Source organism: Pseudoprevotella muciniphila, from assembly GCF_003265305.2.
GTDB classification, from domain to species: Bacteria; Bacteroidota; Bacteroidia; order Bacteroidales; family Bacteroidaceae; genus Alloprevotella; species Alloprevotella muciniphila.
Window position 1 is genome coordinate 2,818,797 of the sequence record NZ_CP033459.1, and the last position, 22,071, is coordinate 2,840,867.

Annotated in this window: 15 protein-coding genes; 2 read left to right on the forward strand and 13 right to left on the reverse strand. The window is 47.9% G+C overall.

All coding sequences use genetic code 11. The annotated features are described in order from the left end of the window. Window positions 1-21: 21 nt before the first annotated feature. Window positions 22-513 (reverse strand): cytidine deaminase, encoded by a 492-nt coding sequence (locus C7Y71_RS11385; protein ID WP_111899079.1) that lies wholly within the window; start codon window positions 511-513, stop codon window positions 22-24. Between the two features lie 151 nt (window positions 514-664). On the opposite strand from C7Y71_RS11385, the gene C7Y71_RS11390 reads away from it, so the two are divergent. Further along, window positions 665-1,183: a hypothetical protein gene (locus tag C7Y71_RS11390; protein ID WP_146739475.1), complete on the forward strand. Its 519-nt coding sequence runs from the start codon at window positions 665-667 to the stop codon at window positions 1,181-1,183. Window positions 1,184-1,346: 163 nt separating this feature from the next. Here the strand turns inward: C7Y71_RS11390 and C7Y71_RS11395 are convergent, their stop codons facing one another. From C7Y71_RS11395 to C7Y71_RS11450, 12 genes are all read right to left on the reverse strand, one after another. Further along, a complete protein-coding gene (locus C7Y71_RS11395; protein WP_111899081.1) occupies window positions 1,347-5,150 on the reverse strand; it encodes a TIM-barrel domain-containing protein in 3,804 nt (1,267 codons plus the stop codon). Between the two features lie 199 nt (window positions 5,151-5,349). Beyond that, entirely contained in the window at window positions 5,350-6,990 is a 1,641-nt protein-coding gene (locus C7Y71_RS11400) for a fumarate hydratase (RefSeq protein ID WP_111899082.1), read from the reverse strand. Between the two features lie 104 nt (window positions 6,991-7,094). Continuing rightward, on the reverse strand, window positions 7,095-9,149 hold the full coding sequence (locus C7Y71_RS11405) for a DNA topoisomerase 3 (RefSeq protein ID WP_111899083.1): 2,055 nt from the start codon (window positions 9,147-9,149) through the stop codon (window positions 7,095-7,097). 12 nt (window positions 9,150-9,161) lie between these two features. Further along, window positions 9,162-9,878, reverse strand: a complete 717-nt coding sequence (locus C7Y71_RS11410) for an ABC transporter ATP-binding protein (protein ID WP_111899084.1) — start codon at window positions 9,876-9,878, stop codon at window positions 9,162-9,164. A 176-nt stretch (window positions 9,879-10,054) separates the two neighbouring features. Then, complete coding sequence (locus C7Y71_RS11415; protein WP_111899085.1) at window positions 10,055-10,537, reverse strand: hypothetical protein; 483 nt, start codon at window positions 10,535-10,537, stop codon at window positions 10,055-10,057. Between the two features lie 153 nt (window positions 10,538-10,690). Continuing rightward, window positions 10,691-13,522: a sulfatase-like hydrolase/transferase gene (locus tag C7Y71_RS11420; RefSeq protein WP_226943481.1), complete on the reverse strand. Its 2,832-nt coding sequence runs from the start codon at window positions 13,520-13,522 to the stop codon at window positions 10,691-10,693. A 144-nt stretch (window positions 13,523-13,666) separates the two neighbouring features. After that, a complete protein-coding gene (locus C7Y71_RS11425; RefSeq protein WP_111899086.1) occupies window positions 13,667-14,827 on the reverse strand; it encodes a metallophosphoesterase in 1,161 nt (386 codons plus the stop codon). Between the two features lie 17 nt (window positions 14,828-14,844). Continuing rightward, window positions 14,845-15,771, reverse strand: a complete 927-nt coding sequence (locus tag C7Y71_RS11430) for a vitamin B12 dependent-methionine synthase activation domain-containing protein (protein ID WP_111899087.1) — start codon at window positions 15,769-15,771, stop codon at window positions 14,845-14,847. A gap of 18 nt (window positions 15,772-15,789) precedes the next feature. Then, on the reverse strand, window positions 15,790-17,124 hold the full coding sequence (locus C7Y71_RS11435) for a dihydroorotase (protein ID WP_111899088.1): 1,335 nt from the start codon (window positions 17,122-17,124) through the stop codon (window positions 15,790-15,792). Window positions 17,125-17,143: 19 nt separating this feature from the next. After that, window positions 17,144-17,902 carry a polyprenol monophosphomannose synthase gene (locus tag C7Y71_RS11440; protein ID WP_111899089.1) on the reverse strand — a complete coding sequence of 253 codons (759 nt, stop codon included), beginning with the start codon at window positions 17,900-17,902 and terminating at the stop codon, window positions 17,144-17,146. A 191-nt stretch (window positions 17,903-18,093) separates the two neighbouring features. After that, the gene (locus C7Y71_RS11445; RefSeq protein ID WP_193215921.1) at window positions 18,094-18,849 is read right to left on the reverse strand and encodes a zinc-ribbon domain-containing protein; all 756 of its coding nucleotides are present in this window, start codon (window positions 18,847-18,849) and stop codon (window positions 18,094-18,096) included. Window positions 18,850-19,006: 157 nt separating this feature from the next. Continuing rightward, a complete protein-coding gene (locus C7Y71_RS11450) occupies window positions 19,007-21,217 on the reverse strand; it encodes a hypothetical protein (RefSeq protein ID WP_111899091.1) in 2,211 nt (736 codons plus the stop codon). A 689-nt stretch (window positions 21,218-21,906) separates the two neighbouring features. Here C7Y71_RS11450 and C7Y71_RS12140 point away from each other — a divergent pair. Continuing rightward, the gene (locus C7Y71_RS12140; RefSeq protein ID WP_262883953.1) at window positions 21,907-22,041 is read left to right on the forward strand and encodes a hypothetical protein; all 135 of its coding nucleotides are present in this window, start codon (window positions 21,907-21,909) and stop codon (window positions 22,039-22,041) included. Window positions 22,042-22,071 lie beyond the last annotated feature (30 nt).

Below are 22,071 nucleotides of genomic sequence, written 5' to 3' on the forward strand. Positions count from 1 at the left end.
AACGTGCGAAGATTGCCCCCTTTATTTATCTATGTCCATCGACTCGCTGCTGAAATGGAAAGGGAGTAGGGAAGCAATACCTTCAAGCAAATATGTGCCCTCTGTGCCATAGAGCAGAATGCGAAGAGGCTGATGCTGCCTGTTCTCCGTCTCTGCCAACACTTGCCGGCAGGCACCGCAGGGAGATATAGGCTGACGGGTAAATTCTCCGCTTTCGTTGCGCGCGGCAACAGCAATGCTGACAACCGCCTCGTCGGGATAACGTGCACCGGCATAAAACACCGTGCAACGCTCAGCACATGTACCGCTCGGAGATGCTGCATTCTCCTGATTGGAACCGCTGACAATCTCACCGTTAGCCATCTGCACGGCAGCACCGACGCTAAAGTGTGAATAGGGGGCATAACTCGTAAAAGTAGCCTCCTTGGCACGCTCCACCAGCAGCCGGTCTGCTTCGCTCAGTTCATCCGCCGTGAGCACAACGTATGGAATGTGAAAAGCCTGTTCTTTCATAATCGTAAGGAATTGGTTGTTGCAAACTTACAACGTTTTTTTTACAAAGCACTTATTTATGCCATAAAATTTGGATTATTACCTCCGAAACAATAACTTTGCCAAATAAAGATTATCGAATTAACCATTAACCCCAAAAAAATTAAAAGACATGAAGAAATTTTTTGCATTATTCGCATTTGCTGCTCTTGCAGTAACAATGGCGTCCTGTGGCGGCACAAAGACAGAAGGCGATAAGTCTGGCGAAGCACCTGCTGAAGCCCCAAAGATTGAAGGCACAACCATCGAGAAAACTCATTTCAGCGTTACAAAGCCTAAAACTTGGGAAGTAACTACAGATGAAGAAGGAAAGGTGGAAATGAAGAATCAGGACGAAAAAGTCAAATTCTTTGTAAAAGTCGAAGAAAGTACTGAAGGTTATGAAAAAGCATTGGAATACAACCTTAACCCAGAAGGCGGCAATTACAAGAAGACTGAAGAAATTGAAGTTCAGGGAGGCAAGTTGACTGTTCTGAAGAAAGAAAACGACAATTCTTACTTCATCATTGCTCCGCAAGGTGCTGATGCAAGTAAGAGTGTGAAGATTGTCGTGAGCACTAACAGGACAGACACCGACCCCATCACAAACGAAGAGGTGAAAGGTATCTTGAACAGCATCGCTCTCAAGTAAGCATCGTTTCTTTGCACAATGCATACATCCCGCGGCAAACACCGTGGGATGTTTTTTCGTACGACCAGTCCGATAATTCCGATTACTCCGACAACTCCAATAAAACAAATCAAGGCCACTCAAAGAAAGAGCAGCCTTGATGCGTTCTGATATTTCCCCTGCCTCAGAAAGCCTTCGTGCCGAGGTTACGGTCAACGAGCATGCCGTCGATGGGTTGAAGCGTGAATGTGCCGTTCTTCTTGGCGCGGAACTTCAGTACGAACAGCGTGTCGCTGTTTTCGTCGAGCAGGAATTCATTGCCGCGGTTCACGAATGTGGGGTAGAGTTGCTTTGTGCCGTTGGTGTGCAGGCGGTCGTAGGTAAGGTTGGCCATGTTCTTCATGCCGACGGGTTCTATGCCCACATATTCCAGTTCAGTAGCATCGTATGGCAGGCCGAAGCTGAGGCCGTTCACATAGTGCAAATCCTTTCCGCTTACCGTAACGCAGATGTCATCACCTGCCTTGAAGGTCTCCTTGTCGGGCGTAAGAACGAGAGTGCCGCTGCAGTGGTCGTTCGATTCTCTTACACCACCGTCCAGTTGTGTCGTAACCACACTGATGTCGTAGGCATCGATAAGACCGTTCTGGTTGATGTCGCCGATGCTCACATAGTCGAAGTCGCCATCGCCACGACGAAGCCCGGTGTAGTTCATGTAAGAGGTGAGGTCGTTCTCGTCGATGCGCTTGTCGCGGTTGATGTCGCCTTGAAGCAGGCTCTCGCTTTCGGGCACCTTGAAGATGTGCATCTTCTGTCCGCTTGCAAAGTTGCCCACAGCTTTGCTCAGGTGGAGGCGGATGTAGCGAGCCGTCGCGTCGCCACCAAGATTGATGGACTTTTCTTCACCGTTCCTTTCCCAAGTGAAAGCAACAGGCGCCGACCAGGTCTGCTTGTCTGTACTAAGAGAGTAAGTGCCCTCAAGTATGGTGCCGTTGCCCGCATCGGGACGAGGAACGTAAACGAGTTTCTCAAGTTGGTTCACACTGTGCAGGTCAATCGTAACATCGCCCGGAATGGCTTCACCCTTGCCCCATTTCGAGTGCCAGCCCGCCTTCTCGTCGCGCTTGAACAGGTTGTTCACACCCTGACCGCCTTGATCCTGGAAGGACGTGTGTGCCGTAACGCCATTTACAGCCCATTTCAGTGGGTCGGAAGTGGTAGTTATAGTAGCCTTTGTCCATGGCGAAACACCCGCCTTGCCCACAGCGCGCACTTCAAAGTCGTATGCCGTTTCAGGACTCAGTTCGTTGAAGTTGAGGCGCGTGTTGCGAATGGTGGAATAAGTCTGTCCTGCATGGCGAATCTCATAATAGTCGGCGCCATTCACGGCATCCCACGTAGGAGTAACGTCATAGGCTTTCACATCCTCTTCCGTGAACTTCACGTTTGGGGCGGCAAGTGTCTCTGCTGCATTGTTCGTGTCGTAAACGGAGAGGGCGAGTGGCGCAAACCCACGTATCGTAACAACTGTGGCGGCACGCACGTCAGCCTTGCCGAGGTTGATGAGAATTTGAGGATTGGCAGGCGCATCAGGGGCTGTAAAACCACTGTTGGGCGTGGTAAAGAACTGCCATTGTCTGCCTGTGGCATAACACCATGAATTAGCCTTTTTTGCGAGAATGTCAGCATCGGCTACTTTCTTGAGTTTCACTTTCTTGCCGCCAATCGTTGCAACCACTTCTTTTGGCATTGCAGAAGTGTTAACAACAAACTGTGTCTGTTTTGAAGCAACGAAACTCTTGAAATTACCAGTAGTGGGACCGACGTTAATTGTCAAAACATCGTTTTCTACTTTCGTTTCAATCTGTGTCTCTGTGCTTTCGCCGCGGAGATAGGCTTGTGTCTTGCCGTCGTCGTCATATTCGCTGAATGTTGTTCCCTTAGCCGCATAGATGTTGTATATGCGCAGGTCGTTGCGCATTTCATTGGGCGTGTTGTGTGGAAGCGTCATGGGGATAATAGCGTCTTCTTTCACGAATACTGGAAGTTTCCAGAGCGGTGATGCATAGTCGTTGATGATGCAGTTGCCCATATACACTTCGCCATTGTAGAAGTCCACCCAGCGTCCTTCAGGCAGATAGATGCCGTGCCGCACGTCGTTGCCGTCCTTGTCCGCAGCAGTGTTCTTATAGATGGGCGCAACGAGCAACGAAGGACCATAGAGGAATTCGTACTCAGTCTTCGTGCCGAGTGTATAGGCATTCGGATAGTCGAGGAACAGTGCGCGAATCATGGGCTTGCCGTCGATGGCTTCGTGCGCGATACTGTAGGTGTAGGGCATGAGCGCCGATTTCAGTTTAAGATATGTGCGGTTAATCGTTGTGGCAGGCTCGCCAAGCACCTGAGGATACTTCGGATTGCTGCCCCAACCGTCCATGTTCAGTTCCATTGGCGTGAATGTCTTCCATTGGAATTCACGAACGTTGACAGCCATGTTCTTACCGCCGAAAATACCGTCCATGTCGTTCGTGATGTTAGGCTGACCGCTCAGGCCGGAACCGATGAATGTGGGAATGTGGTAGCGGATGTATTCCCAGTCGCCACCCGTCTGGTCGCCGGTCCAGATGCCGGCATAGCGCTGAGTACCTGCCCAGCCGTCAAGACTGATGATGAAAGGACGGGCATCATTGCCTTCACGAGGCATTACCTCTGCCACGTTCGCAATGCCGTTCAGACCAAAACTGTAGCCGGCTCCTACCCATGCCACGTCTGTCTTCAGCACACGCACACCGGCAGTACCCACTTCTTTCGTAATGTCGCGTTGCAACAATGGCTCAATACCTTCTTTCGGATAGAGGTCGCTCTGTGTCCAAAGACCGATTTCCACACCTTTCGATTGAGCATACTCGCCGAACGCTTTCAGGTTCTGTATATTCCCGTCAAGGCTGCCTGTCTGACCATACCCTGTGCCATAACCATCGTTTGGCAGGAACCAGCCAAGAGGCATGTCGTTGTTCAGATAGCGGTCTATGGCAGCACGTGCAGAGAATTGATAGTTGTTCTTTTCGCCGTTGAGGCTTTCCTTGATGCCGCCATTGTCCTTCTGGCTCTCGTTGTAGCGCTTGCCGTCCTCATAAGCCATAAAGCCATTCTCGTGTTCTGTCCAATAGTCGCGGTTGTAGGCATTGAGATGACCTTCATAGAAACCGAACTTAGGAAGAAGAACGGGATTGCCCGTGAGTTGGTAGAAGTCGTTGAGAAGTGCCACTGGTGTTTCATCCACCATGATGAACACATCAAGATAGCCCTCGTTGTGCGACAGTTCCACAATGCCTTCAGTCGTTGCACCGAAATCATAGCGACCAGGCTTGAACGTGTGCCACATCAGACCGTAGCCAGCCGTTGACCAGTAGAATGGGGTAGGGCTTGCCACTCCGCCGTCCACCCAGTTGTTAGTGTTCTCTATGGCGATGGACTTACCTTTATGAGAGAAACGCCCGTTCTGAATGCCACCGCCATAAAAGTATTCGTCAGAGTTCGCACTGTACGTCAGAGTGGTTTTTTTAGCGTCAAACGCAGGAAAAGTCGTCTCGTTCAGCACAAGTTTGCCACTTCGCAAGTCGGTTACACTGAGGAGGCCGCTCGCTTTGTTGAAACTCAGGCAAACCTGTGGCGTAGAAATCTGTAAAGTGCCATTTACTTCACTGATATCGACGCTGCCCACGTCTTTACGAGGATTGTTTACGAGTATTTGAGCCTCCGGACTCGCCTGAGGATTTCTCACTGCACCACCGTTAGGATCAAGAAACAGTCGGAAAATGTTGGGACCGAAAAAGTCAACAGTGAGTTGCTTACCGGAGTCGTATGTCAACACTGTCGTGTTGGCATTCTTCTTCTCACTCTTTACAATGCCGTCTGCCGACATGCTCACGGGAAGGCACATCAGACACACTGACAGCATCGATGATAAAACGACTCTTTTGTTCATGATATCATGTTTTTTTTATTTGTCGGACGGAATGATGCAAAGTTAATGTTTTAATCCTTTTTACCCAAATAAGTCATTAGGCTTTTCTTATATATCTTTCCGTCTCCGTATGTTGTGACTCAGTCGCAACCTCAACAAAAAAGCAGTCGCAATAAAAACTTATTGCAACTGCCTGAGAAGTCTTAACCTGATTCTGCAATCAGCACTTTGTGCAACGCGGCCTCACGGTTTGGAAGAAGTCGTTGCCCTTGTCGTCCACAAGGATGAACGCTGGGAAGTTTTCCACTTCTATCTTCCAGATGGCTTCCATGCCGAGTTCGGGGTATTCCACACATTCGATGCTCTTGATGCTGCTCAGCGAGAGGATGGCTGCGGGACCACCGATAGATCCGAGATAGAAGCCGCCGTGCTTGTGACAGGCGTCGGTTACTTGCTGTGAGCGGTTACCCTTGGCTATCATCACCATCGAGCCGCCATGCGACTGGAACAAGTCAACGTAGGGGTCCATACGTCCCGCCGTCGTGGGACCCATCGAACCGCAAGGCAGACCCTTTGGTGTCTTTGCCGGACCGGCATAGAGCACAGGATGCTTCTTGAAATAGTCGGGCAAATCCTGACCGGCATCGAGGCGCTCCTTGAGTTTTGCGTGTGCGATGTCACGGGCAACGATGATGGTGCCGTTCAGCGAGAGACGTGTCGAGACTGGATATTTCGTCAGTTCGGCGCGTACCTCGTCCATCGGGCGGTTGAGGTCAATACTCACACCGCCACCTTCACCGGCTTCGCGCAGTTCTGCAGGAATAAGGCTGCCGGGATTGTCGTCCATCTTCTCAATCCAGATGCCGTCTTTGTTGATCTTGCATTTGATGTTGCGGTCGGCGGAGCAACTCACACCGAGACCTACCGGGCAACTGGCACCATGACGCGGCAGACGTACCACACGAATGTCGTGCGCATAGTATTTGCCGCCGAACTGTGCACCAAGACCGATGTTATGTGCTTCTTCGAGCAGTTGCTTTTCGAGTTCTACATCACGGAATGCACGACCTGTTTCATCGCCCGTAGTAGGCAGTTCGTCATAGAAATGCGTAGAAGCGAGTTTCACCGTGAGCAGGTTCTTTTCTGCACTCGTGCCACCAATAACAAATGCAATGTGATAAGGTGGGCAGGCTGCCGTGCCGAGTGTCTTCATCTTGCTGACGAGGAAAGGCACAAGCGTCTGCGGATTGAGGATGGCTTTCGTTTCCTGATAAAGGTAGGTCTTGTTGGCAGAACCGCCGCCTTTTGTAACGCAAAGGAACTTATATTCCATACCTTCCGTGGCTTCGATGTCAATCTGAGCGGGCAGGTTGCAGCGGGTGTTTACCTCGTTGTACATGTCGAGAGGAGCATTCTGCGAATAGCGCAGGTTCTCTTCTGTGTAAGTCTTGTAAACACCTTTGGCTATGGCTTCTTCGTCTTCAAAGCCTGTCCACACTTGCTGACCCTTTTCGCCATGCACTATGGCGGTGCCGGTGTCCTGGCAGATGGGCAGTTGCCCCTTGGCGCTCACTTCGGCGTTGCGCAGGAAGGTAAGTGCCACATACTTGTCGTTGTCGCTGGCTTCAGGATCGGAAAGTATCTTTGCCACTTGTTCGTTGTGCGAACGACGAAGCAGGAATGATACGTCGCGAAATGCTTGGTTAATCATTTTTGTCAGTCCTTCGGGCTCCACTTTCAGGATGGGATGCCCTTCAAAATCGCCTACAGATACGTAGTCCTTTGTCAGGAGATAGTATTCTGTCTGGTCGGGGCCGAGTTGGAACATCGGCGCATAGTGGAATTCTGGTGTCTGTGCCATAATATGTTGTTGAATTAAATTGTCGTCTGTGTTACTGTTCTTGGCAATACGTTTGCGAAGTTAAAGATTTTTTTTGAAGAAAAATACCATATAGGTCAATATTCTTACTTCTTGAATGGTTTTCTGAATGTACAGCCTTCTTTCCACCGTGAGCAGCCGTACGCTGTGTGTCCTTTGATAACCTTACCCTTACCGCAGACAGGACAAGTGCTACCGGCGCGGATAATCTTACGTTTTGGCGCATTGGTGGAAGATGTGCTGTTGCCGGACCTTTTCTTGCTGCCATCAGGGACCTCTGAAAGGGCAATGTGGCGGTTGCTGTTGTCCGACATCACTTCCTGAATAATCTCGGAAACCATCACCTTGAGTTCTTCAATGAACTGCGGAGCACTGTATTTCCGGTGCTCAATTTCGCGCAGTTTCTTTTCCCAACGCCCTGTCAGTTCTGCACTTTTCAGCAACTCTTCCTTTATCAGACCAATCAGTTCTACACCTGTCGGAGTGGCGAAGAGCGACTTGCGTTGTTTCCTGATATAGCCACGCCGGAAAAGTGTCTCGATGATGGCTGCACGAGTGGATGGGCGTCCGATACCGTTTTCTTTCAGTGCCTCGCGGAGTTCTTCGTCGTCCACGAGTTTACCTGCCGTTTCCATGGCGCGCAGAAGTGTGGCCTCGGTATAATACTTTGGCGGCTGTGTCTCTTTTCTGGCAAGGTTGGGCTCGTGTGGACCGCTCTCGCCAACCCTGAAGTCGGGCAACGTGCGTTCCTCGTCGTTCTTGTCATCTTCACTCTTTGCATCGCTTGCGAAAACGGTGCGCCAGGCAGGTTCAAGAATCACTTTGCCTGAAACGCGGAAAGTCACGTCGTCTGCCTGACCCAGAACAGTGGTAGTGGCAAATTTACAGTCAGGATAGAAGTTCGCTATAAAGCGTTTCGCCACGAGGTCGAAAACGTTGCGTTCCATGTCGGTCATGTTGACGGGTTCGCGACCGGTGGGAATAATGGCGTGGTGGTCGGTTACTTTCGAAGAGTCGAACACCTTTTTGCTCTTGCGCAGAGGCTGTCCGCGCAGGGGTTGGAGCAATGCGCCGTATTGCTTGGATATGCCGTTTAGTGTGGCTTTACATTTGGGATAGATATCATCGCTCAAATAAGTGGTATCTACGCGGGGATAGGTGGTGAGTTTCTTCTCATAAAGGGCTTGAATGAGTTGCAGAGTCTGGTCGGCAGAATAACCGAATTTCTTGTTACATTCCACTTGTAGCGATGTTAGATCAAAAAGACGTGGTGGAGCCTCTGTGCCATTCTTTTTTTGAACTGACGTTACTTCAAAGGGCACGTTCTTTATCTTTTCCATCGCCTGTCTGCCTTCTTCCTCTGTGGAAAAACCGCGTTTATTTATGCTTGTTTTTGCATTATTGTTTTCAGCATCCGCAGATTCTTCATCAGGTTGTCCCATTACGGCAGTAAAAATCGTATCGCGATATTCTGTGGTAAGCACCCAATATGGTTCTGGTTTGAAGTTTTCTATCTCTTCCTGCCGACGTACAATGAGTGCCAAAGTGGGTGTCTGCACACGACCTACAGAAAGAGGAGGTTGACCATAGTTGTTTGGACGATATTTTAGCGTATAGAGACGGGTAGCATTCATGCCGAGCAACCAATCACCAATGGCGCGGCACAACCCGGCTTCATAGAGGGATTGGTAGTCGTCTTGCGGTTTCAGGCTGTTGAAACCCTCGCGGATGGCTTCCTCTGTCAGCGATGATATCCACAGGCGCTGCACAGGACACTTTGCGCCTGCCTTCTGCATGACCCACCGTTGGATGAGTTCGCCTTCCTGGCCCGCATCACCGCAGTTGATGATGCTGTCGGCATGTTTCATCAGGCGTTCTATCACCTTAAACTGCTGCCGTACACCGCGGTCGTTCTTCAACCGTATGCCGAAGCGCTGCGGAACCATGGGCAAACTGCCAAGAGACCAACGCTTCCAGTTTGGCGTATAGTCTTCCGGCGACTTAAGTTCGCACAAATGTCCGAATGTCCATGTAACCTGATAGCCATTTCCCTCAAGGTAACCGTCATGGCGGGTTGTCGCACCAAGCACATTCGCTATGTCGCGTGCCACACTGGGTTTCTCTGCAATACAAACAATCATAGTATCAAGTCATCAAAAAGTTTCGCTTTTATCCAAAAGTTGCTGAAAATCATCCGGAGTGCCAACAGTCATGCCCCCATCCCTCATCTCCCAAATCGCATCCGCAATGCTGAAAGACTGCCGCAGGTCGTGAGTGGTGAGTAATATGGTCTTACCCTCTTCCTTTGCCAACTGTCGCAGCAAACGAAGTATTTCCACTTTTGCCACATAGTCCAGGAATGCAGTGGGCTCGTCGAGGAGGATGACGGGAGTCTCCTGCGCAAGAGCCTTGGCTATCATCACGCGCTGCCGCTCGCCATCGCTGAGCGAAACTAAACGTCGTCGCTCAAGATGGCTCACACCAGCCATTGCCATGCTCTGATCTACCTTCTCTTTATCTTCTGCGCGCATTTTACCACTGAACGGCGTATAAGGAATGCGCCCCATCTCTACTACTTCGCGAACAAGGAGCATCTCTGTGTCGGGACGGTGTGTCAGAACAACTGAAACCATACGCGAAAGTTCACTGCGCGAGTAGTCCGAAAGCGGTTTGCCCTGCCATATAATCTCACCACCCATCGGCGACAGAAACCCACAGAGCGTCTTGAGCAAGGTGCTCTTACCCGTACCGTTCCTGCCTATCAATGCCGTAACGCTGCCTGCCGGCAGACATCCCGACAATCCCGACGCCACAACACGACGTCGATAACCAACAGACAAGTCAGAAACTACAAGCACACTCTCTTTCATACTGCAAAAATAACAAAAAACATGAACTGACACGTGATAATTGTCTATCGGTGGAAGCTGAAATGGACTTTCAGTTCGTTTTGCGAATATCAATAAAATAAAGCAGAATGTATTTCCGCAAAATAGCGGTTTATACACTCTGCTTGTAAATTCAAGAATTATTCTTTTACAGGTGTTTAATTACCTGCTTCTTCTATCTTCTTTTTGCCTTCTTCACCAATTTTTTCAATTTCTTTTTTTGCAGCATCACCAATTTCTTCCAATTGTTTGTTTGCATTGTCTTTTATATCTTGTAGTACTCCAAACTGTGCTTTAACTTCTTTGGCTTCCTCTTCAGTCGGATACTTGTAAACACTAAGCAACAATGCCAAACAGGATATGATAATACCAGCAATAGAAAGGCCTTTCGAACTCTTTATGATGCCATAAATACCTGCGATAACGCCTAAAATGGCAACGATTAGACCAACCATGGCTGCCGTCTCAAAACCGCTTATGTATTCATCAATGCCTTCAGCGGTAAACTTTAAGCCTTCCTCTGATGGTTGAAGTGCTATGAGAAGAACGAACGCTAAAATACCTAAAAGCAAACTGCATAAACCAATTGTTTTAGACTTTTTGGGTGCTACTGGCACCTGAGGTGCATTTGTTTGTTCCATAATCAGAAATTTTAAATGTTAATAGAATAAGTTGTTTCTTTTATAGTGTAAATTATAATGTCCTTGTACTGGATTTATTTAAGTGCAAAAATATACATTTTTTAACAATAACCAACTTATTTCAGCAGTTTTTTTTTACCAAATCGTCAGGATTTACTTCAAAATCTTGCGTGTAACACCATTTTCGCGGATGATGTAAACACCGTGAGAGTTGATGTTGTTGACCTTTCTGCCATCAATAGTGTAGATTTCCGGATTTCCTGGGCGTGCGAATGGTGGCTGTGTGATAGCAGTAGCAAAGTCGAGGCCTACATAGTTGAAGCGATAGCGACTGCCTAAATCGCTTATTGTGTTGCCGCTATAAGTCATTATTACCCAATTTCGATTGGCATCGCTCCCATGACTTGAACCTCTATCAGAGATAAGAATCCCATTCGCTTTGATGCCATAGTAGCCATCATAATTGGTCTTGATGAGTTGAAGATTGCCCGCCGTGTTCGCACGATATTGCATAAAGTCGTATGTGCCGTCGCTGCTGATGACACCGCTGTTCCAACTGCCGCGTGTCTGACCGGAAATGTAGGCAATGGGGCTGCCTGATGCTGTGTACATGGTGAAGGCATCAGCCGTGGAGCCCGGCATGAAGTAGAACTGCTGCAGGCGTGCGGAGTCAGTTTCTGCATAACTGTCTAAGGTGATTTGAAGTGCAGGCTGTCCCATATAGTCGCCGGCTACCCAATAGAAAGGTGTTGCCCTGTGGTCCAAGATGTTGTAGAGATAGTGCACTTCGTCGTCGCTCATCTTGAAGATGGATTCGCTGGGTTTTACCACATCGCCGGCAGCAACGGGCTTTTCATACTTGCCTGCCTCCATGAAGGTGTAGCGGCTGCCTTGGTCGGAAGTGGAATTGCCGCTGTAAGTCATGATGGTCCAGCCCATGTTGTCTTCCGAGCCATGGCTTGTACCGCGATTACAAAGTAAAACGCCATTTGTGGTCTGAATGCCATAGTAACCGGTGTAGTTCGTTACGATGAAGTTGAACTCACCGCTGTTTTCCGTGTCGTACTGCAAGTAGTCCATAGTGGCAGTGGAGGTGCCGCTGTAACTGGTACGTGTCGTGCCGGGCACATAGTCCATCTTCTTACCGTCGTAGGTGAATATGTTGAACGACTTGGCGTCTTTGCCTTGAGTGAAAAAGAAGTATTGGTCAGTGGCTTTGTCTTTATTCACCTCTGCATAGTTCTCGTTCGTTACCTGAACGGCTTTGAAGCCATACTGATTACCGAGCGTCCAGAAGAAGGGACCTTCGTAGGATGTCGTGCTGCGGTTGTCAACCACGGTGTAGAAAGTCTTGCTCTCGTCTGTGCTGAGCGTTACCACCTTTGAGGGCGGAATAATGTCGCCTGCAGCGTATGTCTCTTGCTGCTCGGCAGCGTTGGGCCATGGAACGACTTCTCCGGTTGTGGTAATGGTAGGACGCTGAGCATCCATGCTGATGAGCGAATCGGTAAGTTCCTGTGCCAATGCCTTGAGCAGTTCGGGCTTGCTGTCGGCAAGATTGTTTTCTTCGCCGGGGTCTTGACTGAGGTCATACAGACGGAGTTCCTGATTCTCCCAGAAATAGAGCAGGTGATAGTTGCCTTTCATCAATCCGGAATATGTACCATAACCTTCCGACTTGTCAGCCGATTCGCCCCAACGGTTGGGATAATGCCAGATGGTAACGCGGTCGCGCTTGATACCGGGATTTTTGAGCATGTCGCTGAAGTCGCGGCCGTCAACAGTCTGCACCGTCTCGTAGTTCGTTACACCAGCGAGGCTGAGAATGGTGGGGAAGAAATCCTCTATCATGATGCGGTTCTCGTTCACTGTGCCGCCTTCGGTCACACCGGGCCAGTAGGCTATCATAGGCTCGTGGATGCCACCGTCGTAGCCGGAACCCTTGCCGCCGCGGGCAGGATAGTTCTGGTCGTGGTTATAGCGTCCTTGACGGGGACTGACCGCTTGTCCGCCGTTGTCGCTCATGAAGAGGAGAATAGTGTTTGCTGCCAAAGCAGAGTCGGCTTCAAGAAAGTCCAGAATGTCGCCCAGACTCTTGTCCATACCCTCAACGAGTGCTGCATGGTTGATTTCCGAAGTACTCAGGTTGGCTTTAAGCATTTGGTCGTAAACACCCACACCATTGCTCATATAGTTGCCGGTGAAGCGGGCGTCCGCATTGTAAGGTGTATGGATGGCATATTGCGACATATAGAGGAAGAAGGGCTTGTTGTTGCGTATAGGAATCTGGATTTTCTTCAACGCTTCGCGTGTGAGAGCCTCCGTAAGGAAAACGCCTCCTTCATAATATGCCTCAAGACCGGCAACATGGTATGATCCGCTGCCATAGTTCTCTGAAGCCAGATAACTGCCAGGTCCGCCATTTGCACCACCGCCAATGTTAATCATGAAGCCGAGACCTTTCGGGTCGGAACTTGTGGTGCCGGATGCGCCAAAGTTGCCTTTACCAATATGGATAGTGGTGTAACCGGCATCCTTGAGTAGTTGAGGCAGAGGAGTAACGAGTGTGCTGTGATTGAGGTCGGCTGACTTGGTCGTAGTGGAAGGCTGTATGCCGTTGTAGTTCCAGTCGGGCAGGGTCAGCGAACCACCGCTGGCATTAGTGTTGCCGCTGTGAATCCAGTTCGTTACACGATGGCGGGCGGCATTCATACCGCTCATCAGCGAGCAACGCGAGGGTGATGAAACGGGGCAGGCGTATGCATTGGTGAATTTTACACCCATCGCCGCCAAACGCTCCATGTTAGGCGTGCGGTAGCGGTCATTCAGTAGTGTGCGTTCCTTGTAAAAAGGCACGGAGGTCTCCTGCCATCCCATGTCGTCAACGAGGAACATGATGATGTTAGGCTGATCTGTCTGTGCTAATGCCATAGTAGGCATAATAGAACCTAACATCAAGGTCTTTATAGTATTCGGGTTCATCATATTTATGGTAATTGATTAGGGTTTGTTGAAAAATAGTCCTCAAAAGAGTATCGATTACAAAAATATAAAAATATTTGTAAAGATGCTCAAAAGAGCCAAAATCAATTCAATTTGCAAGTTGAATTTCTGTTTATTCTAATCAACTCAGCGGCTTCTCAAAGTAACAACCACCACTTCTGGCCAGGCAACAAATCGGGCACGCATAAGCGAGGTACCAATACCCGACGTAACGTAGAGCATTTGATCTTTTTCATGATAGGCTCCTGCGTATTCTCTGAAAAAAAGTGCCCCGAAATTTACGAAAGGCAAACTCAGTTGCATGCCATGTGTGTGTCCAGATAAGGTTAGAGGTATGTCTGTCTTTTCTACAACACTCCGACGCCAATGCGACGGATCGTGCGAAACAAGAATTTTGAAAACACAGTCGTTCAGACCTCTCATGGCTTTCTTCAAGTCGCCAAATCGTGGATGTCGGGCATCGTCGCGCTCACTGTCGTTCTGAACGCCAATGATAGCAATACTGTCGCCACCACGGCGGATAGTCCTGTGCCTGTTAAGCAACACTTTCCAGTCCATGCCGCGTTCCATGCTGACAAGACGTTGAATATCTCTCAGGCGTTCTTCATCGCTGTTCCAACTGGTGTATGCCATGTAGTCGTGGTTGCCAAGAACGGATATAACGCCATCCGTCGCACTTAATCTGGAAAGCGGAGTGATAAATTCATCCAACTGTCCGGAATGATGAGTCACAATATCGCCCCCGAATAGAATCAAGTCTGCATGTGTGCTATTGATGTAATTAACGATACTGTCAATGGTAGAAGGTGTGCCGTGCTGGGTATCAACGTGCAGGTCGCTGATGAAGGCTATGCGGTAGCCGTCGAACGACTTTGGTATGCGCCTGTCTGTAAGTTCGAGTTCGGTTGTTACATATTGCTTTTGTCCGAGCGTGAAAGCATAGAGCATATAGACTAAAAACAATGCACAGATACCGATACCGCAGACAATTATTGAGCGACGAAGAAGACGACGTTTCTTGAAAATACGGGAAATGAGCAAAAAACTCAGAAGTATGATTTCGGCAGTACAAAGCGTAACGATTACACTGATTATCCACATCCTGCAGATCTGCGAATCTGCTTCTTTACTCTCTAAAATGGCAGAAATAAGGAAAAATACCAACATGAGTGCGTTGGGAATCAAACTTATCCAACGCCATTTTCTCCTCGGAAGAACAAACCAAAGCAGAATATCTGCTGTCAAAGGCAGCAGAAGCATCAGAATGAAGATGTGGGAAAGATACATGATGGTGATGTCCTGAATCAGTTGTCTGTTACGCGAGCCAAAAACTTTCGCATCGTTTCAAGTGGAAGCCCACGACGCTTTGCATAGTCGGTGAATTGCTCTTCGGTGATTTTCCCGATGTTGAAATATCTTGTAGCGGGGTGGGCGAAGATAAGTCCGCAGACTGAGGCATGTGGCTGCATGGCACCGCTTTCGGTCAGGCTGATACCGATTTCAGCCATGTTGATGAGTTCGTCAAGAAGAAAAATAATGCTCTGGTCGGGCAGGCTGGGATAGCCGACAGCCGGTCGGATGCCCTGGAACTTCTCGAGCAGGATGTCGTGCATAGACAGGTCTTCGTTTGGCGCATAACTCCAATCCTCGGTGCGGATAAAGTGATGCATCTTTTCTGTGCAGGCTTCTGCCAGGCGGTCGCAAACTGTCTGTACGAGCATGCCTTTGTATGGGTCGTCTTTATGCAAACTTTCCATCTCGCCATCGACAGCGGAAGCAAAAATGCCAAGATTGCCCTCTACGGATGGTTTGCCGTTCGAAAGCGTAGCCGGAAGTTTGCTGCCGAGGGGACGGATAAAATCTGCCAGACACAGATAGGGCGCACCATCTCTGGCTGTCTGTTGACGGAGGAAGGGCAAACGCTTGCCGTTGACGAGTATATCATCGCCATCACTGTATGCCGGAAAAATCTGGTATTGGGCATATGCCTGATAGCCTTCAGCGTCAAGTTCTCCAATCGTTTTTAGTGCGTCAGAATATAAATCCAAGGCTACTTTCGCCTGTGCCCGTTCCGCTTCACGTTCAAAGGAGTTAATCCACGATTGTCGGCAAGACATGCAGTCGTGCACTTCTGCCACTTTTGAGAACCTTGCAGAAATCTGCCAGGCATGGAAGAAGTAGGACCAACTGATGTAAGGCGTCAGTACGCGAAGAGGAAAATGTAATGTCATAATTTAGGTGGAAAAGGACTATCTGTCGTAAGTTACAGCCTGCCCCCGAATATTTTCGTTCGTAATGTATCTGCCGTTATAGATAGGGAATCCGTTGCAGAAAGTGCGCTCGATGCGCCAATGGAAAGTCTTGCCTTCGAGCGGACTCCAGTTGCATTTGCTCTCTATGCGGTTGGGTGTGAGTGTCCATGGTGCGTGAGGACGCACGAGTACGAGGTCTGCCTTGTAGCCTTCGCGGATAAAACCACGATTGTCTATGCTGAACAGTCGGGCAGGGTGGTGGCACATCAGTTCTGCCAACCGTTCTATGCTCAGTACACCCTCGCTGACCATTTCGAGCATCGAAAGGAGAGAAAACTGTATCATCGGAATGCCCGATGCCGCCTTGAAACAGCCGCCCTTCTTGTCGCTCAGTCGGTGAGGGGCATGGTCGGTGGCTAATGTGAAAATCTTACCATTGCTAAGTCCCTGTCGCAAAGCATCGCGGTCGGTGGCGGTCTTAATGGCAGGGTTGCATTTTATCCTCGATCCGAGTGTGCGGTAGTCGTCTTTGGTAAAAAGCAGGTAGGAAAGGCAAGCCTCGGCGGTAATGTTGGGGTAGTCTTCGGTGATGAGTTCCAGTTCGCGTGCCGTGGAGACGTGGGCGATGTGCAGGCGTGTGCCGTAAGTCCGGGCAAGGCGGACGGCTTGTTCTGTTGACTTGAAACAGGCTTCTTCCGAGCGTATCTCACTATGGAAGGACACGTCGGCATCATCACCATGTTCTGCCCTGACAGCCTGTGCATTCTTATCGATAAGCGAGGAGTCTTCACAATGCACCACGATGGGCACCCGCGCGTTCTCAAAGAGGCGTTCAAGCGCAGCAGTGTCGTTTACGAGCATATTCCCGGTGGAGGCACCCATGAAAATCTTGATGCCGCAGTAGCGCCTGATGTTGGTGCGCAACAATTCTTCTGCATTGTCGTTCGTTGCACCGATGTAGAAGCCATAGTTTACCACGCTCTTATGCGAAGCCATCTCCATTTTTGCCTTCAATGCGTCCGGTGATGTGGTCTGAGGTAAGGTGTTGGGCATGTCGAGCACGGTGGTTACCCCGCCTGCTGCCGCTGCCTTGCTCTCTGAGAGGAAATCGCCCTTATGGGTGAGGCCCGGGTCGCGGAAGTGGACGTGGGTATCTATGGCACCGGGCAGCAAATAGCACCCTGAAGCATCAATCACTTCATCTATGGGAAGTGATGTTTCAGCATCCGTTCCACGGACAATTTCGCTGATACGGTCGCCATCTATAATAACAGAGCCAACGAAAGCATCGCCTTCGTTGACTATAGTTGCATTCTTTATCTGAATAAGCATGGTTGAAAATTTCCTTATGTTATGAAGACGTTTTTTGACGAGGCTTGATTTTACCTGTCATGCTCGCCCAGCGAAGACGCATCACACCGAAGAGTGCTTCGCCGAATATGCCGCCCGACATCTTGCTCGTGCCAAGTTGGCGATTTACAAAGATGACAGATACTTCCTTGACGTTAAAGCCGAGTTTGTAGGCGGTGAATTTCATTTCTATCTGGAAAGCATAGCCTTTGAAACGAATGTTGTCGAGATCGATGGTTTCAAGCACCTTGCGGCGGTAGCACACGAAGCCTGCCGTGGTGTCGTGAGTGGGAATGCCCGTGATGAGTCGCACGTATTTTGATGCATAGTAACTCATCAGCACACGCCCCATGGGCCAGTTCACTACATTCACGCCCGTCAGGTAGCGAGACCCTACTGCCACATCGCCGCCACCGGTGGTTACCGCCTCATAAAGGCGCGGCAGGTCGTTCGGATCGTGGCTGAAGTCGGCGTCCATCTCGAAAATGTACTCATAGTCGCGCTCTAAAGCCCACTTGAACCCTGCAATGTATGCCGTGCCAAGCCCCAACTTTCCGCTTCGCTCAACGATGAAAAGACGGTCGGAGAATTCCTCTGCCATCAGTCGCTTCACGATGTCGGCGGTGCCGTCGGGTGATCCGTCGTCGATAATCAGGATGTGGAACGCCTTTTCCAGCCCGAATACGGCACGGATGATGTTTTCAATGTTCTCTTTCTCGTTATAAGTAGGAATGATAACGATGCTGTCGCTTTGTGTCATTTTTCCTGTAAGAATTTGTTAATGCCTGCTTTTTTGCCTGCATTTGTCTTCGTCATGCAAAGATAACGCAAATCGGAGAATATAAGTCAAATTCAACTTGATTTTTGCATCATGTGCGTGGGCAGATGCCCTAAGAACCAATAATCATCAAGACTAATCATAAGACTAAACCCTAATTTATAGACCACCTCTTAATCATAATAATTGAAGTGTAATTTCACACCTTTATAGTTTGTGAATGTTCCGGAGTAAGAGCCATAGTCGCCTTTCGAGCCGGAACCACTTACTGTGCCTACAAATTTACCGATATACTTTCCCCTGTCGTCCGTGGCGGTGAGGATGAGGCTGCCTGTGCTGCTGTTGAACGAGGAAACCCTCAGTTTGCGCTGATTCGACGAGCCATTGCCGTAGTCCACCCAATAGCCTCCGGTTGAGCCGTTCATCCAGAGTGAAGACGAGCCGCCTACACTGCCGTTCATGTTCAGGTTTACACTTCCGCCTGAATGATTAGTGCTGACAACATCACCTGCAGTAGTTTTCGACCGTCCCTTTTCTTTCTCAAGAGCCTGCTTGAGGTTTTCATTCTCTTCCTTTATCTTGTCTTGATCCTGTTGCAGTTTGTCTATCTGCTCTTGTTGTCTGACAGCAGTTGATTCAGATTTTGAGTGGCTCCCTATCAGGAACCAAATCAGAAAACCAACAAGAATACCCACCAAAACACACGATATGACGACAAGAGCAGTTCTCAGGTTTGAATCATTGCCATTTTGAGGAGATGGCTGTGGCTTGTAGTACCCTTGGGTAGGGTTGATTTGCTGACTTTGTCGGAGATTCTGCGCTTGTTGAGGTGTCTGGTTAATAGCGGCACCGCATTGTGGACATACGTTTTGCCCTGATTGAAGCGGTGTGCCACAATGGGGGCAGAAATTTGCAGGAGAGTTGTTCATGGTTATTATGGTTTTCGTTTTCTTATGCAAAGTAAAGCAAAAAATACGAAACATGTTACCGGTTTGTAGTCATAATCCGTAACAATTCGTCTTTTTATTTGCAGTACATTTTTTAGAATACACCGAAAACCCTCCAAAAAACGAAACTCATGGTGTGTTACAGAAACTCCTTTATCTCTTCATGCAATTCCGGAGGATAGTCGAAGGGGAAGTGTTCTACTGCCTTTCGTGCTGCTTGTCGAGCTTCGTTGAAATTCCCGATGGCTCCCAATGCTATGGTTAGTGTGTGATACATTATAGCAAGTCTCTCGTCAAATTGCCCTTGCTCGGGTTCCCAGAGTCTGATGGCCTTACGTATGTACTGCACCTTTTCCGAATCGTAAAGGTGGTAGCTCCAACTGAAATACAGGGAAGACAGTCCGTCGGTGTCGTTCAAGGACTTAAGTAGGCTTTCTGCTTGTCTCCATTCTTCTTCAGGGTTTTCAAAATTATAGTATTTTCGTAATTCTGCCTGACTTCTCAATGCCGTTGCCAACTCTTGGTTGTTGGCGAATATCATGTTGTCGTATTGTAGGGCTATGTCGATATAATCTAAAGCGTCCTGCATCATGCCGTGTTCCTCTGCACAATTTGATATTTCCACAGAGAGAGAGAAGATGTCTTTTTTGTCTGCATTATCTAATACCTCCTTCCATATTTCATTGGCTCCTGCTTGGTTCTCTTCGGCTGCCAGCACATTCCCTAATTTTACCATCCATTTCAATTTTTGTAGTGGATTTTCTTCTGCATCTATCAGGGTCTTCAGATACCGTTTGGCTCTGTCTGTGTCGCCTTGAATGTAGTATAAGAAGTACTCTAAAACGTTGTTGTCATTATTTATGTTGCTTGTTATTATCGTACTGCTTTCAGTAGCAAAAGGAAGAATCTTGTCCTTGTTCTTGAAAAAAACTTCATCGTTGGGCATAAGTTCTTTCTCATAGATGTCGCGGGCAAGTTGAAGATACTCCTTTGCCTTTTCTGTGTCCATGTATGCAAATAAATAGGTATAGAACTTTGCCTGTGCCTGGCCTATCCTTACTCCAGGCGAGAAATTATCGTTGTCTGTGTCGAGTTGTTCTAATAAATGTGTGTAAACATCACAACTACGGCTATTACCCAAAGATGTGTGAGTGAATATCATGGCAGAATACAACATAGCCACATCTCCTGCACAATTACCATAGTTGAAGTGGTTGATGTCCACATATTTGGAATAATACTTCACTCCCTGTCTGTTTTTTTCTGCCTCTCCTTCCAAGTAACTGCGTATGCCATATATGTTTGCAAGCTCGGGAGAGTTTGCACCATAAAGCTGATACGTCTCTAACTCCGCACTGTCGGCAACTGTCATGCCCTGGCTCAAGTCGTCTTTGAGAAGAATTGCTTCAATCTCCTTCAACTTAATGCTGAACAGATGATATTTCGGAATGCTTCTTCCTCTCATAATCTGCCAGAACTTTTGTAGCCAGAACTTCGTATTCTCTGGTGAATCGCTATACGCGCAGATGTAGGCAATGTGCAGACATACATACAAGTTGAGGTCAGTCTCGTTTGCTTTCTCGTTCTCTTCGTATGCTTCGTAAGCGTATTGAAGGGCCTTCCAGAAGATAGACAGATTAAAGTACATTTTCGATACAGCCAATCTCAGCATGCTCTTGTTCACTTCCTCAAAGGCAATGGCGAATGAGAAGTAATCTTTCGCATCTTTGTACCTGAAGATTTTTTGAGAAAGTTCGCCTAATAATATATGTATCTCGCTATTAGGATAAGATGCATCTATGTTGACGACGTAGTTGAGCAACATGTAGTCAATACGTTGCTCCACAGTAACAGTTTTAGTCCGAACGTCATAGAAACCCAGTTCTGCGTTCTTCGCAAAGTAAACCACATTGTACACAAATGCCTTTATGAGTTCTTGTGGCTTTGAAACGATGTCATCTTTCCATGTCGCCATCAGATAACATAGATACACGCGTGCCGCCTTAAAATATTCGCGTTTGGCATACATATCGTCGAGCGGCTTTAGGTTGATGTGCTTTTGCAACGTTGTGAGCAAGCGCTTATGCTTATCGTCTGTTAAAGGACATTCCTCAAGAGCCACTTCTGTTATCGCCTCGCTGGTGTATATGTTGTTGTTGTCGAGCATCAGCCACCCGAACTCGTTTAGTGAATGAATATAAATAAAAAACTGTTTCGGTTGGTCGGGCATGATGATGTTGCAGGCTACGTCCGACGAAAGCCCATCGCTGCAAATTACAGAAAGTGCTGGAATCAATTCCCTAACCTCTTCAGGAAGATTATTAAATGCATTTTGAATTTCCGTTTTCATATCCGTACAATTTTAAACATTAAACAATAATAACTCTATAATACCATAATTATAAATGAGTGTTGCCCCAAAAATACTCTTCAGTTTGCTTTTCATCCGCAAAAATATGAAATAAATATAGTATTAGTGCTTTGTCAAAGATTTTTTTTCGCGAAAATATGTTAAGGGGTACTCTATCAATTAGGTATTGTTCTTTTGGATAGCATGAGTGTTCACGGTGTTCACAGCGTTCACGGCGTTCACGGTGTTCACAGTGTTCACGGTGTTCATGCGTTCACGGTGTTCACATTCCTTAAGCGTGAACGCGTGAACACTTTGCCTTGAAACGGCTGTTTTTGTGCTATGAATTGAAAGTGTATCAAAACGAATGGAGTGCGCTGTCGCGCAGAAATCACACAAATCTGCACAAATCTAATAAATTGATTTTTAAACGATTATTTTGTATGATTTGTAAAGATTTGCAGGATTTCTCGCCTTAGGCGACTTCTTTAATTTTTGATATACTTTCGTTTAACGGACGCCAACACGCCAATAAATAATTATTCTCTTATTGTTCTACATGAATGACCATGAATTATCATGAATTATTATCAGTAAAGAAATTTATGATGATTAGATTATAATTTTTGTATTATATTGGACAAATACCGTGAACACCTGTTTGTTTATACAAATACTTGATATTCAGTTTGTTATTTGATATTTTAAGCGAAAGTGTTCACGCGTTCACGCTTAAGGAGTGTGAACACCGTGAACGCATGAACACCGTGAACGCCATGAACACCATGAACACCATGAACGCTGTGAACGCTGTGAACACTTGAACGGAAATATCAAATAAATAACTATATTTG

Coding starts and splice junctions, on each gene's coding strand:
- C7Y71_RS11450 (WP_111899091.1), bottom strand. CDS start 21,217: ATGAAAACGGAAATTCAAAATGCATTTAATAATCTTCCTGAAGAGGTT.
- C7Y71_RS11430 (WP_111899087.1), bottom strand. CDS start 15,771: ATGACATTACATTTTCCTCTTCGCGTACTGACGCCTTACATCAGTTGG.
- C7Y71_RS11400 (WP_111899082.1), bottom strand. CDS start 6,990: ATGGCACAGACACCAGAATTCCACTATGCGCCGATGTTCCAACTCGGC.
- C7Y71_RS11395 (WP_111899081.1), bottom strand. CDS start 5,150: ATGAACAAAAGAGTCGTTTTATCATCGATGCTGTCAGTGTGTCTGATG.
- C7Y71_RS11405 (WP_111899083.1), bottom strand. CDS start 9,149: ATGATTGTTTGTATTGCAGAGAAACCCAGTGTGGCACGCGACATAGCG.
- C7Y71_RS11435 (WP_111899088.1), bottom strand. CDS start 17,124: ATGCTTATTCAGATAAAGAATGCAACTATAGTCAACGAAGGCGATGCT.
- C7Y71_RS11390 (WP_146739475.1), top strand. CDS start 665: ATGAAGAAATTTTTTGCATTATTCGCATTTGCTGCTCTTGCAGTAACA.
- C7Y71_RS11385 (WP_111899079.1), bottom strand. CDS start 513: ATGAAAGAACAGGCTTTTCACATTCCATACGTTGTGCTCACGGCGGAT.
- C7Y71_RS11415 (WP_111899085.1), bottom strand. CDS start 10,537: ATGGAACAAACAAATGCACCTCAGGTGCCAGTAGCACCCAAAAAGTCT.
- C7Y71_RS11440 (WP_111899089.1), bottom strand. CDS start 17,902: ATGACACAAAGCGACAGCATCGTTATCATTCCTACTTATAACGAGAAA.
- C7Y71_RS11420 (WP_226943481.1), bottom strand. CDS start 13,522: ATGATGAACCCGAATACTATAAAGACCTTGATGTTAGGTTCTATTATG.
- C7Y71_RS11425 (WP_111899086.1), bottom strand. CDS start 14,827: ATGTATCTTTCCCACATCTTCATTCTGATGCTTCTGCTGCCTTTGACA.
- C7Y71_RS11410 (WP_111899084.1), bottom strand. CDS start 9,878: ATGAAAGAGAGTGTGCTTGTAGTTTCTGACTTGTCTGTTGGTTATCGA.
- C7Y71_RS11445 (WP_193215921.1), bottom strand. CDS start 18,849: ATGAACAACTCTCCTGCAAATTTCTGCCCCCATTGTGGCACACCGCTT.